We start from the raw sequence: 13,284 nt of genomic DNA, 5'->3' as shown, positions 1-13,284 counted from the left end.
CTTTCTAGCGGGTGATCGACAATTCGGCCGGGGCTCCGGTCAGCGTGCGTTTCGGCGAGCAGGTGATGATCATGATCGCCAGCGTCAGGATGTAGGGCGCGGCGTTGAAGAGGTGATAGCCGGAGGTAACGCCGACCGATTGCAGCGCCGGTCCGAGCGCCGCGGCGCCGCCAAAGGCGAGCGAGGCCCACAGGCAGAGCAGAGGATCCCAGCGCGCGAAGATCACGAGCGCCACCGCCGTGATGCCTTGGCCCGAGGAGAGGCCCTCGTTCCAGCTCCCGGGATAAAACAGCGAGAGGAATGAGCCGCCCATGCCGGCGAGGAAACCGCCGACCATGGTCGCACGCAGGCGGATCAGGAGCACGGAGTGGCCCATGGCACGCGCGGCGTCTGAGCTCTCGCCGGCGGTGCGGATGAGCAAGCCCCAGCGCGTGGTGCGGAACGCCCAATAGAGGATCGGTGCAAGCGCGACGCCGATCAGGAACAAGACGTTGACGCGCAGCGCGGCGCGCAGCTGCGGAATGTCGCTCCACCAGCCGAAATCAATCGCCGGCAGGCGCGGCGCGGTCGGTTCGATCAGCGGCTTGCCGAGATAGAAGGCGAGGCCAGTACCGAACAGCATCAGCGCGATGCCGACCGCGACGTCGCTGACGCGCGGCAGCGAGCAGATGCCGGCATGCAGCGCGCCCAGAAGGGCGCCGGTGACGCCGGCGGCGAGCACGCCGAGCCACGGCGATCCCGTGAGGTAGGAGATGCCGTAGGCGCTCATCGCGCCCATCACCAGCGTGCCTTCAAGGCCGAGATTGATGCGTCCCGCGCGCTCGGTGATGCATTCGCCCAGGCTAACGAACAGGAAGGGCGTGGAGACGCGGATGGCGCCGCCGAGCACGGCGAGCGGGACGGTCCAGAGTCCGATCGATCCGTCTGCCATCTCAGGATTTTCCCTTCAGAATACCGATGCGGCCGTAGAGCGCATCGCTGGCGAGCACGAAGACGAAGATGATGCCCTGGAGTACCAGGACGGACGCGTCGGGCAGTCCGAGGCGGCGTTGCAGGAGGCCGCCGCTGGCGCTGATGCCGCCGAGCAGGATCGCGACGGGAACGATCGCAAGCGGATTTTGCCGCGCCAGGAAGGCAACCAGAATGCCGGTGAAGCCATAACCGGCGGCGAGATTGGCGTTAGTGCGGCCTTGCACGGCCGCAACCTCGACCATGCCGGCAAGTCCTGCGGCGCCGCCGGCGAGGAAGCAGATGGTCAGGATCAGCTTGCTGACGCCGAGGCCGACGATCTTGGCGGCGCGGATGTTGCCGCCGGCGACGCGCGCGGCGAAACCGAAGACGGTGTGATAGATCAGGATGTAGGCGGCGATCGCGGCGATCAGGCCGAAGACAAGGCCCCAATGCACGTCGGTGCCGGGGATGGAGCCAATCATGTTGGTGGCGCCGATCTCGCGGGTTGACGGCTTGTTCAGGCTCGCGGGATCCCGCATCACGCCTTCGACGAGGTGATTGAGGATTGCGAGCGCGATGTAGACGAGCAGCAGGCTCGAGATCGTCTCGTTGACGCCGCGATACTGCCGAAGCGCGCCTGCCAGCATGATCCACAACCCACCGCCGATGACGCCGGCGACGACCATGGCAATCTGTACGACGAGCGGCGGCAGGCCCTGAAGCAGCAGTGCGGCGCTCGTCGCCGACAGCGCGCCAATCAGCAATGCGCCTTCGCCGCCGATGATGACCATGCCGAGTTGCGCCGGCAGCGCCGTACAGAGCGCGGTGAGGATGAGGGGCGCAGCACGCGTCAGTGTATTCTGCCAGGAGAACCAGGTGCCGAAGGCGCCGTAGTACATGTAGAAATAGAGGTCGAGCGGATTCTTGCCGAACATCGCGACGAAGATGCCGAACACCACGAGCGCGCCGGCGAGCGCCGCGCCCGGGATCAGGATATATTCGATCGTGCCGCCGTGGCGTTGGAGAAAGCCGGGGTCGGCGGCCGGGGCAATTGTCCCGACCGCCTCGGCAGAATCCGCCGCTTCCGCTGTCACGAAGTCGCTCCGATCACGCCCTCGACGAGGTAGTCCATCTTCTCGAGCTCGGGATCCTTCTGGCCGCGATCGGTGCCGGCTGCGATGACCGTCTTGCCCTTGTTGTCGACCAGTCCTCCCTTGAAAATGGCGTAGCCATCCGCGGACAAGAACTTGGCCTTGACGTCGTCAGCATGCTTTCGCGCTTCCGCGCCGACGGCTTCGCCATAGGGTGAGGTCTTGACGATCTCCTCCTTGAGGCCGCCGCGATAGAAGTTCGGGATGTTCTCGCCGGCGGCGATCATCTTGACGAACTTCGGGTAAAGCGCTTCCCAATTCCACTCGGCGCCGGTGAGATACGCCTTCGGCGCGAGCGGCGACTGGTTGACGTGATAGCCGCACACCATGGCGCCGCGGCGAGCGGCATTCTCGACCATGGTCTTGGGGCCGTCGACGTGGCAGGTGAGGACGTCCACGCCTTGGTCGATCAGGCTGTTGGTGGCCTCGGCTTCCTTGACCGGCATCGACCAGTCACCGGTGAAGATCACTTGCGTGGTGGCCTTGGGATTGGCGAGCTTGGCGCCGAGCGCGAAGGCGTTGATGTTGCGCAGCACCTGCGGGATAGGCTTTGCGGCAACGAAGCCGAGCTTGCCGCTCTTGGAGGTGTAGCCGGCGACGATGCCCGAGATGTACTGCGCTTCGTCGATATAGCCGAAATAGCTGCCGGCGTTCTTCGGGTCCTTGTCGGTCCAGAGGCCGCCGCAGTGCTCGAAGCGCAGCTTCGGGTACTTGGTGGCCATCTTGATCATGTGCGGATTGTAGTAACCGAACGAGGTCGGGAAGAGCAGGGTGGCGCCGTCGAGGTTGATCATGGACTCGATCGTCTTCTCGACCGCGTCAGTCTCCGGCACCTTCTCTTCCTCGACGACCTTCAGTCCGGGGATCTTCTTCAGCGCCGCCGCGCCCTGCGCGTGTGCCTGGTTGTAGCCGTAGTCGTCGCGCGAGCCGACATAGATGAAGCCGATGGTCGTGTCGGCCGCGAAGGCCGGGCGGGCGCCGGCTGCCGCGCCGAGGGTGAGGGCGGCACCGCCCTGCAACAAGTGACGTCGTGAAATCCTGCTAAAATCCATTGCTTGCTCCCCTTGGCGGCTGGACCGCCTTAATCTCGCGGCTGCGCCGGTCTGGCGGAGCCCGGGCTAGGATGTCGCAAGCTTCATGCCAGAGGCTGCGGAGCGGGCATTTCGAAATAAATCATTGAAAATAATCAAGTAAAACTAACGCAGAAATCCTGATCAGGAAATCGGCAGATTAAATCATGAGCAGTATTATCAGATTGTATGCAAGGGAGTTAAGCAGCCTTAACCGGCTCTCACGTGTGCATGATGGGACCGGCGCGGTCGGCCGACCACCCGCATTCATGCTAACCACGCGCTGGCTTGAAGCGGTGCCGGCCGCCTGAATTCGCTGGCACTGAACTTGTATCGATTGAAGTTGGGACCGCTGCACGGTCTCCAGGATGGAAAGCTTGACCGAGATGGCTGCCGTGACCGCCGTTCAACATGCATCGCTCGGCGAGAAGATCGTGCGCCGGATTAACGAGCTCGCGGCGATCTCGGAAGAAGACGGCAAGCTCACCCGTATCTATCTCACGAAGGAGCTGCGCACGGCCTCGGACCTCATCCTCGGCTGGATGCGTGAGGCCGGCATGAGCGCGCATCTCGATGCGATCGGCAATGTCTGCGGCCGCTACGAAGGCGAGCGGCCCGGCGCCGCCTGCCTGATGCTTGGCTCGCATTACGACACGGTGCGCGACGCCGGCAAATGGGATGGGCCGCTGGGCGTGATCACGGCGATCGCCTGCGTCGCCGAGCTCAACCGCCGCGGCAAGCGCCTGCCGTTTGCGATCGAGGTTGTGGGCTTTGCCGATGAAGAGGGTGTGCGCTTCGCCTCGACCCTGCTCGGCAGCCGCGCCGTGGCGGGCACTTTCGACGAGAGCGTTTTGAACACGCGCGACCGCGATGGCGTGTCGATGCGCGATGCGCTGATCGAGTTCGGTCTCGACCCTGACCATATCGGCGCGGCGGCGCGCGCGCGGCGCGAGCTGCTGGCCTATCTTGAATTGCACATCGAGCAGGGGCCGGTGCTGGAAGCGCAGAATCTGCCTGTCGGCGTCGTCACCGCGATTGCGGGCGCGACACGGCTGGCGGCGCGGCTCACCGGCACGGCTGGTCACGCCGGCACCGTGCCGATGGCGCTGCGACGCGACGCGCTCAGTGGTGCTGCCGAATGCATCGGCGCGATCGAGCAATTTTGCCGGACCGACGAAGGGGGGCTGGTCGGCACCGTCGGCTATATCCAGGCGAGGCCCGGCGCCACCAATGTCATTCCGGGCGAAGTATCCTTCACCATCGACATGCGCGCGCCGACCGATATGCATCGCAAGCGCGCGGTCGCCGACGTCGTCCGCCAGATCGAAGCGATCGCAAAGCGCCGGCAACTGGCGCTTCAGCTCGACGTCACCCACGAGAACCGCACCGCACCTTGCGCGCCCTGGCTGAAGGATCAGTTCGCACAGGCGATCGCCGCCGAAGGTTTTTCTGCCTTCGAGCTGCCGAGCGGAGCAGGGCACGACGGCATGGCGATGATCGACATCGCCGATGTCGGCATGATCTTCGTCCGCTGCCGCGGCGGCATCAGCCATCATCCGGACGAGCATGTGGAGCTGGCGGACGCCGATGCCGGCGCGCGGGTGCTGCTACGGGTGATCGAGAATTTCAGGCCGCGGGAGGGTAGATGAGCTCAGGTAAGGATGCTCAGGAGCCCGCAAGTTCCCGGGTAGAGAGACGAATCAGCAGCGTTTAGAATAAGCCAGCACCGAACCGCAGCCAGCACCGAACCGCCCGAGATATTGGCCGACTTAAGCATATGAACAGCGATATTCCTTTTCCGTCACACCGAGAGAACCGGTTTTACCAGGGCAAGGCTGCGACCTTTGTCGCGAATGCGCTTCAGGCGGTCAACTTTCTCGGTGATCGGTTCCTGAGACAGTCGCATCATTCGTTGTCGGCCATCGAGGACCTCTACCGGCACTCGATGGACAGCGCCTTCTCCGTAACCGAGTCCTTTCTCGTCACGGGCGCACCGCACGCCTCCGCCTATTACCCGCGCGACTTCGCCTGGTTCTATCCCGACGTTCTCGACCCTGAAACCATCATGGATGCACAGGATGCGGTGCGCCGGGCGCGACTGCTCGAAAAGAGCGTGCGCCTGTTGCTGGAGGCGGTTCGCGCCGACGTCGTCACGACGACCATCGTTCCCGCGGGACGCGGCCGGTATCTCGGCGTGAATTATTTCTCGCGTCCCTCGGATACGCTGCTCGGCATCCTCGCCGGCCTCCAGCAGATGCTCTCCGCCGAGGAGCGGACGTCGTCCTATCTGGCGATGTCGCAATGCGCGCATGCCGGTCGTCTGTTGCTGGCTGAATACGGCGGCGATCTGAAGCGCGCGATCCTGAAGCTCGCAAGCGAGCTCGAGCCGTTCGAGGCTGACGGCGCCAGATATTTGCTGTGCGATGCCAGCGGGCCTCGCTCTGCGGCAACGGACACCCGCGCCGAGCGCCGGCGTTTTGTCACCAATGCCTGCGTCTACACGACCTTCGTGTGGGGCGTGCAGCTTGGCGTCGTCGACGAGAACGAGCTGAAGCGGGCGCTCGGGCGCGACCTCGCACAGTACAAGCAGGACCTGCTCCGCCTGTTCGGCAAGGACGGCTATATCAGGCATTCCCTCGATGGTCCGGCGGGCTCGCCAGTATCCTCGGTCGCACTCGATTTCGTCAGCGTGCATCGCGGCTTCTGGGATATGAGCGATGCGAGCGAGCGCGCCTTGTTTGCGGCCACGACGGATTTGATCATCGCCGAACCGCGCTTCCGCATCCCCAGCACGTTCCACTTCCTGGTATCGGCGGATAATCCACGGAACAAGATGATCCACAAGATCGCGGCGCCGGCCTATCAGGGGCGCTCGTCCTGGCCGACGTTCAATGTCGAGTTCGCGGACCGCATGCTGGACTTTGACGAGTTCGCGGGGAGCGATACCTACCGCGCCTGCGCGCAAGGGATACTGAAGGACATTCGCACCGCGACCGAAGTCCACGGCGGTTATCAGGAGCTGATCTCCGAGCAGGGCCTGAAATATCGCACCTGGGCCTACAAGGGCGCAGTGGCCCATTCCTGGTTTCCGCGCTTCCTGTCGGTCTGGAACAGGGCGTACGGAACGCCGCTCCTCCAGTGGAACGACTGAAGGCACCTCAGCGCGTGCTTGGTTTCCTGCTCTCGCTGCGGCCCTTGGAAACCTGGAACCCTCGGGTGGCATCGCCAGCAAGTCATTGACAGCAATCCGTAACCGCCGGCCGATTGTGACAACGTGTCCCTGCACGCTGTCACAATCGCGTAATGCAAGTGACATTCTCACGCAGCATGTCTGACAAGTGCGACCCCTAGCTTGAAGTGCACTGAAACAATTTTTTCAGTGTTCAGAAACGAACAGAGGGGTGTGCAATGCTTTCGAGAACGACACGACGTCTACGCGATCGCACCGTGGTCACCGCCGCGATCCTGTCGCTGATGGGATATGACGTTTATGCGGCGGACGCCAATTCGCTTGGGGGGAGCAACCGGAACGGCGATCGGACTGAGTCGCCGATCAAGCATGTGATCGTTATCCTCGGCGAAAACCGCACGTTCGACCACGTTTTCGCCACCTATGAGCCGGCTCGTCCAGGCGAGCGTGTCGACAACCTCCTCTCCAAGGGCATCATCACCAAGGATGGCTTGCCTGGACCCAACTACGCCAAGTCGGCGCAATTCTCCGCCGTGGTCAACAACACCTACTCCATCAACCCCGGCCAGAAGACTGCCTACAACAGCACGACCAACAAAGTGCAGGCGCCGGGAACCTCCTACGCGCCGCAATCTTGCTACACCTCCGTTGATCAGGCCGCGCTCAATGGGCCCGGGTGCGTCGCAACGCTGCAAATCGCCCAGCAGGCGGATTACGGCCTCCGCCAGCAGGATCTGCCGCTGCTCACGACGGGCGCCACGGGACTTCCCGGCAATTCGCCGGACTCGCGCATACTTGATTTCGACAATCTGCCGAACGGAGCCTATCCGCTGGTGACACTGGCGCAGACCGGCGAAACCCCGACCAGCCTCTACAAGACCTATGGCGGCAGCCCGGTGCACCGGTTCTACCAGATGTGGCAGGAGCTGGACTGCGACGTCGCCAAGGCCACGCATCACAATCCGAGCGGCTGCCAGGCCGACCTCTTCACCTTTGTGGAATCGAGCGTTTCCTCGGGGAGCAACGGCAACCCGACCCCGCACGCCCTCAAGGAAGGCGCGATCGCGCTCGGCTTCTACAACGTCGCCAAGGGCGACGCGCCCTATTTGACCGAGCTTGCGCGCAAGTACACGCTCAACGACAATTTCCACCAGAGCGTGATGGGCGGCACGTTCGCCAATCACATGATGATCGGCTACGCCGATGCGCTCTATTATGCCGACGACAAGGGCGACCCCGCGAAGCCTGATCACGTGCTGGTCCCGGGTTCCAACCCGCCGCAATATGTCAACGAGATCGAGAATCCGAACCCGGCGCCTGGCACCAACAACTGGTATCTCAACGATGGCTATGGCGGCGGCAGCTATTCGAACTGCTCCGATCCGAACCAGCCGGGCGTTGGCCCGGTCGTCACCTACCTCAACGCCATCCATGTGTCGCCGCGCTGTGCGCCGAACGCCTATTACCTCCTCAACAACTACGTTCCGGCGTATATCGGCAGCGGTGCCACCGATCCGATCAACAATGGCCCCTTCACCTTGCCGCCCGTCATCAAGCAGCGGCACATCGGCGACGCGCTGACCCAGGCCGATGTCTCCTGGGCCTATTTCGGCGAGCGCTGGAATGACTTCAAGACCGCGCCGGGTGAAGGCACCAATTTCGGTGCTCTGGACCCGGTCGCCTATCTCTATTGCAACATCTGCAATCCGTTCCTGTTCTCCGCCTCGGTCATGACCAATGCGGCGCAACGCAATGCGCACATGAAGGATACGCTCGATCTTTACGACGCCATCGCCGATGGCAATCTTCCGGCCGTTTCTTTCGTCAAGCCGAGCACGTTCAACGACGGACATCCGTCGTCCTCCCGTGTGGATCTCTTCGAGTCCTTCACCCAGAACATCGTTGACAAGGTGAAGTCCAACAAGGAGCTGTGGAAGTCCACCGCGATTGTCATCACAATGGACGAGGGGGGCGGCTACTACGATTCCGGCTATATCCAGCCGGTCGACTTCTTCGGCGATGGCACGCGGATTCCGTTGCTGGTGGTGTCGAAATACTCGCGCGGCGGACACATGTCGCATGAATACGGCGATCACGTTTCGATCACCAAGTTCATCGAGCGCAACTGGCATCTCAAGCCGCTCGGGCCCAAGACGCGCGACACGCTGCCCAACCCCATAGCGTCGGACGACAATCCCTACGTTCCCGTCAACCGGCCGTCGATCGGCGATCTCTTCGGCAATTTCAACTTCGCCGATCGTCGTGACGATGACCGCGACGACGACTGACCACAACTGATCGGTCCACCGATCGACCCGGGGGCTAATTGGCCACCGGGTCGATTTCATCATTCAGCGTGTCATGGAGTCATTTGCGTGGATGTTGCGCTCTCGAGGAGTGCCGCTTCGATCGACGTCGCGCGTGACGCGTTTGCCGGAGGCGACGTGACTGCCGCGGAACAGATCTGCGCCAGGATTCTCGGCCAAAATCCCTCAGAGTGGCGGGCCTGGGCGCTGCTGACAGAGACGGCGCTCCTGCGGGGCAGGCAGGATGCAGCAGCCGTCAGCGTCGATCGGGCCGTCGCTTTAGCGCCGACAAACCCGATTGCGCTGGTGTTGCGCGCGAAATGCCTGTTCATGACAGGTGATACGCGCCAGGCCTGTGCGGCGACCGACGTCGCGGCACAGCATCTCGACGATGCGCCGGATGCGCTCGATGCGGTCGGTGCGATGTTCGGTCTGCTCGGGCTACAGCAACGGGCGAGAGACCTCTTTCGTCGCGCCGTCCTCGGGCGGCCGGACGTGCCGCAATATCTTTTCAACCTGGCCGCTACCGAGCGGATGATCGGCGCACTCGTCGATGCCGAAATGCATTGCGACGCGGCCATTGCCAGCGACCGCCATTACGGCCTTGCGCACTATTTGCGGTCGGACCTGCGTATCCAGAGCGCCGATCGCAACCATATCGACGAGATGGAAACGCTGATCGGTAAGGGTGGTTTGTCTGCTCCGAGTGAGATCATGCTGCGCTTTGCGGTCGGCAAGGAGTGCGAGGACATCGAGCTCTGGGGGCGCGCCTTCGATCATGTCGAGGCTGGCTGCAACCTGCAGCGCCGATCGCTTCCTCGCGACCCCGCCGCCGAAATTGGCGAGATCGATGCCATCATCCAGGCGCACACGCGACGCTGGATCGAAGCAGCGCCGCGCGGCTACGCCGACGCTGCGCCTGTCTTCGTCACCGGACTGCCGCGCACCGGCACGACGCTGGTAGAGCGCATCATCGCGAGCCACTCGGCGATGCATTCGGTAGGCGAGACCGGCGCGTTCGCGGCCGAGATGCGCCGTGCCATGGCAGAGCGGCCGGGCGGCCGCGACCCCGAAGGCATCGGCAGGCGCTATCTGGATTCGGCCGCGGCGCTTCGCGTGCCGGCCAATGTGCGTTTCATCGACAAGACGCTGGACAATTACCTCTATTGTGGTCTCATCCACGCAGCGCTGCCGTCTGCGAAGATCATCCTCGTGCAGCGGCATCCGATGGACTCGTGCTGGGCGATCTACAAGGCGCACTTTCGCGGCAAGTTCTCGTTCTCATATCAGCAGACCGAGCTTGCGGACTATTACCTTGCGTACCGCCGTCTGACCCGGCACTGGCGCACCGTGCTGCCAGCGAATACACTCATGGAAATCAACTACGAGGACATTGTGCGGGATCAGGCGGCGGCAAGCCGGGGTATCATCGGCTTTCTCGGGCTTCCCTGGGAAGATGGGGTGATGCGCTTTCATGAAAGCCCGGTGCCATCGGCGACTGCCAGCGCCGTTCAGGTGCGCCGCCCGGTCTACGCGTCTTCGGTCGGAAAATGGCGTCACCATGCCGAACGGCTGAGGCCGCTTCGCGAACGCTTGGCACGCGAGATTCCGGAAGCGGAGCTGGCGTGACGATGCTGCGGCTATCGATGCTCCTCGTGATTGCGTCTGCCGTCTTCCTGGCCTTCGGTCGAGCCGCGTCAGCCGAGGTGAAGGTCGAAGGTAAACCGGAGGCCGTGCATCTCGAAGTCCAGAGCGCTTCGCTCCGCGATGTGCTAACGGCGCTGCAAGAGCGCTTCAATCTGCGTTATCGCACCCTCGATGCGCTCGACACGCCGACGACGGGAGTCTTCGATGGACCATTGCGGCGCGTGGTGGCCCGGCTCCTCAGCGGTCATGATTATGCGATGGAGGTCACCGCTGACGGCCTCGACGTACTGGTGCTGGCGCCGCAACAACCCGGCGCCGCCCCGGTCGCTGCGGTGACGCCGGCAAATGCGGCCAGGCCTCCGCTGACGCGCGAGGAACGCAGGCATTTCGAGCGCGGGCACCTGCGCTAGGACGAACGACAATGCCTTAGCCTGCGGTCACATCCACCAGCTCGCCGCCCTCCAGAACCTTGGCTGCCTTGGCGCGGTCGAGGTCGCCTTCCCAGGCGGCCACGACGACTGTCGCCACGCAGTTGCCGATCAGGTTGCCGACTGCGCGCGCCATGCCGATGAACCAGTCGACCGACAACACGAGCACGAGGCCAATCGCCGGAATGCTCGGCACCGCGTTCAGCGTCGCCGCCAGGATCACGATGGCCGATCCCGGTACGCCATGCGCGCCCTTTGACGTGATCAGGGAGACCCCCAGCACCAGCAGGAGATCACCGAAGGACAGCGGCGTGTTGGTGGCCTGTGCGATGAAGACGACGGCAAGCGTGAGATAGATCGAGAAGGCGTCGAGATTGAACGAATAGCCGGTCGGGATGACCAGGCCGACGACCGAATCTTTCACGCCCATGCGCTCCAGCTTCTTCATGATCTGGGGCAGCACCGCGTCGGAAGAGGCGGTCGCGAGCACGATGGTCAGCTCCTCGCGGAGGTAGGCAAGGAATTTGAGGATGTTGATTCCGACGAGCGCCATCACGCCGCCGAGCACGCCCAGCACGAAGATGCCGACCGAGACGTAGAACAGCATGACCAGCGAGACCAGCTGCTTCAGCGAGCCGACGCCGTATTTGCCGACGGTGTAGGCGACCGCGCCGAGCACGCCAAGCGGTGCGACGCGAACGATAAGTCCCATGACGCGAAACAGCACGGTGGAGGCCGCATCGATGATCGAGGTGACGAGCTGGCCTTTTTCGCCGCCGACCAGCGCGAGGCCGACACCGAATAGCACCGCGAAGAACAACACTTGGAGCACGTCGTTGCGCGACAGCGCATCAAACGACGTGCTCGGAATGACGTTGAGCAGGAATGCGCCGACACCTGCGCCCTGCAGCTTGTGGGCGTTGTCGGCATAAGTGTTGAGTGCCTTGGCATCGAGCGTCGAGGGATCGATATTCATGCCATGGCCGGGGCCGAAGAGGTAGGCCAGGATGAGGCCAACCACGAGCGCCACCGTCGTCATCGTCTCGAAATAGACCAGCGCCTTGACGCCGACCCGGCCGACCTTCTTGAGGTCGCCGGCGCCGGCAATGCCGTGGACGACGACGCAGAACACGATCGGTGCCACGATCATCGAGATCAGCTTCAGGAAGGCGTCGCTGAGGATCTTGAGGCTGATGGCGAAATCCGGGGCGACCACGCCGAGGACGATGCCCAGGATCAGGGCCGCGAGGACCTGAACGAACAGCGAGGCGTAGAGCGGCTTACGCTCGGCGGCCGGGGCCGCGGCAATGGTCGACATGACAAGTCCCCCGATTCTGACGACGTTTGGTCCCAAGAAGGAGCAACTAGCGTGCCAGATTGTCGCGGATTATCCAGGAAAACGTCTGGATTTCCGGCCTTGTATCCCCGATACGGCGCCGGTTGCTGCGCCGGGTCCGGGGCTCGAAGCTTTCACTCCGCTGCCTTCGCGGTCTCGCCGAACATCCGTGTCGGCGCGGCGAAGCCGCAGGAGGTGCCGTCGGTGACCTTGACCTGATCCTCCCATGGCAACCGGTAGGTGCCCGTGACCATGTCCTGCATGAAGGTGTAGGGGCAGTCCATCGCGCCACCCTTCACCGCGACATAACCGCGGTGCCAGAGCTGGTAGACGTTGTTTTCGACGCCCCAATTGATGCGGGCTTCGCGCACAAGGTCGGGCCGGACCTCGGCGGTGATGATCTCGTCGGCGCGGCCGGTGGTGCCGTGCGCCAACACAGTGCCGTCGAAATTGACGATCATGCCTTCGCCCATGGAATCGAACGAGCCGTCCGAGCCGCACATGCAGACATTCGCGGTGACCATCAGGTTCTGGAACGAGTTGGCCTGGTTGGTGAACCGCCAGGCATCGCGGATCGGTGCGGTGTAGCCGGCCGTGCGGATCATGATCTCCGCGCCCTTGTAGGCGCATTCTCGCGCCATCTCCGGGAACATGCCGTCGTGGCAGATGATGAGCGCGACCTTCGCGCCGTTCGGACCCTCGATCACGGGAATGCCGATATCGCCCGGCTCCCACGGCTCGACCGGAATCCAGGGATGAAGCTTGCGGTAATAGAGCTTGATCTCGCCGTGGTCGTCGATGATCAGGCCGGAATTGTAGGGGTTGCCGTGCGGGTTGAACTCCATGATGGAGAAGCACCCCCAGATGTTGTTGTCGATGCAGGCCTTCTTGAATGCCGCGACCTCGGGCCCGTCGAGCCGGCACATGATCTCGGGATTGGTGTCCATCGAGAGGCCGTGCAGCGAGTATTCGGGGAACACCACCAGGTCCATGGTGGAGAGATTGCGGCGCGCCTTGCCGACCATCCAGACGATACGCTCGGTCTGCTTGGCGAGATCGGCCTTGGTCGCGACGATTGGCAACTGCAATTGAATCAGTCCGATGACCACGCCCTCAGGCGATTTGTTCAACCCGCCAAGCCCGTTCATGATCAGCTCCCTTGCCGTTCCCTTGCCGTCTGCGCGGCGTCGTTGCGCGCGATCAGT

At 63.3% G+C, this 13,284-nt stretch carries 10 protein-coding genes and 1 pseudogene; 6 read left to right on the top strand and 5 right to left on the bottom strand.

Annotated features, from left to right (window positions below; all coding sequences use genetic code 11):
- Positions 1 to 4 precede the first annotated feature (4 nt).
- Genes ACP2YP_RS28395 through ACP2YP_RS28385 form a run of 3 tightly spaced genes read right to left on the bottom strand, consistent with a single transcriptional unit; the run spans position 5 to position 3,154 of the window.
- On the bottom strand, positions 5 to 931 hold the full coding sequence (locus ACP2YP_RS28395) for an ABC transporter permease (protein ID WP_426419553.1): 927 nt from the start codon (positions 929 to 931) through the stop codon (positions 5 to 7).
- A gap of 1 nt (position 932) precedes the next feature.
- Positions 933 to 2,045: an ABC transporter permease gene (locus ACP2YP_RS28390; RefSeq protein ID WP_426419552.1), complete on the bottom strand. Its 1,113-nt coding sequence runs from the start codon at positions 2,043 to 2,045 to the stop codon at positions 933 to 935.
- Complete coding sequence (locus ACP2YP_RS28385) at positions 2,042 to 3,154, bottom strand: BMP family ABC transporter substrate-binding protein (RefSeq protein ID WP_426419551.1); 1,113 nt, start codon at positions 3,152 to 3,154, stop codon at positions 2,042 to 2,044. The genes ACP2YP_RS28390 and ACP2YP_RS28385 overlap by 4 nt, the downstream gene beginning before the upstream one ends.
- A gap of 404 nt (positions 3,155 to 3,558) precedes the next feature.
- Here ACP2YP_RS28385 and ACP2YP_RS28380 point away from each other — a divergent pair, with 404 nt between their 5' ends.
- The 6 genes and pseudogenes from ACP2YP_RS28380 to ACP2YP_RS28355 all read left to right on the top strand — a co-directional run bounded on the left by ACP2YP_RS28380 (position 3,559) and on the right by ACP2YP_RS28355 (position 10,725).
- Complete coding sequence (locus tag ACP2YP_RS28380) at positions 3,559 to 4,821, top strand: allantoate amidohydrolase (RefSeq protein WP_426426291.1); 1,263 nt, start codon at positions 3,559 to 3,561, stop codon at positions 4,819 to 4,821.
- Positions 4,822 to 4,949: 128 nt separating this feature from the next.
- Positions 4,950 to 6,323 (top strand): hypothetical protein, encoded by a 1,374-nt coding sequence (locus ACP2YP_RS28375; RefSeq protein ID WP_426419550.1) that lies wholly within the window; start codon positions 4,950 to 4,952, stop codon positions 6,321 to 6,323.
- A 257-nt stretch (positions 6,324 to 6,580) separates the two neighbouring features.
- A complete protein-coding gene (locus ACP2YP_RS28370) occupies positions 6,581 to 8,650 on the top strand; it encodes an alkaline phosphatase family protein (protein WP_426419549.1) in 2,070 nt (689 codons plus the stop codon).
- Positions 8,651 to 8,737: 87 nt separating this feature from the next.
- Positions 8,738 to 8,905: pseudogene (locus ACP2YP_RS28365) on the top strand (hypothetical protein); the annotation flags it as partial.
- 186 nt (positions 8,906 to 9,091) lie between these two features.
- Positions 9,092 to 10,297 carry a sulfotransferase gene (locus ACP2YP_RS28360; protein WP_426426290.1) on the top strand — a complete coding sequence of 402 codons (1,206 nt, stop codon included), beginning with the start codon at positions 9,092 to 9,094 and terminating at the stop codon, positions 10,295 to 10,297.
- A complete protein-coding gene (locus tag ACP2YP_RS28355) occupies positions 10,294 to 10,725 on the top strand; it encodes a hypothetical protein (protein WP_426419548.1) in 432 nt (143 codons plus the stop codon). The genes ACP2YP_RS28360 and ACP2YP_RS28355 overlap by 4 nt, the downstream gene beginning before the upstream one ends.
- Before the next feature lie 16 nt (positions 10,726 to 10,741).
- Here ACP2YP_RS28355 and ACP2YP_RS28350 read toward each other — a convergent pair whose 3' ends face one another.
- The gene (locus tag ACP2YP_RS28350; protein WP_426419547.1) at positions 10,742 to 12,061 is read right to left on the bottom strand and encodes a dicarboxylate/amino acid:cation symporter; all 1,320 of its coding nucleotides are present in this window, start codon (positions 12,059 to 12,061) and stop codon (positions 10,742 to 10,744) included.
- 152 nt (positions 12,062 to 12,213) lie between these two features.
- On the bottom strand, positions 12,214 to 13,227 hold the full coding sequence (locus ACP2YP_RS28345; protein WP_426419546.1) for a formamidase: 1,014 nt from the start codon (positions 13,225 to 13,227) through the stop codon (positions 12,214 to 12,216).
- Positions 13,228 to 13,284: the final 57 nt, after the last annotated feature.

It is taken from the genome of Bradyrhizobium genosp. A (assembly GCF_049949275.1).
Taxonomy (GTDB): domain Bacteria; phylum Pseudomonadota; class Alphaproteobacteria; order Rhizobiales; family Xanthobacteraceae; genus Bradyrhizobium.
The sequence above is the reverse complement of the archived record's forward strand: the minus strand, read 5'-3'. Positions and strand labels throughout refer to the sequence as shown.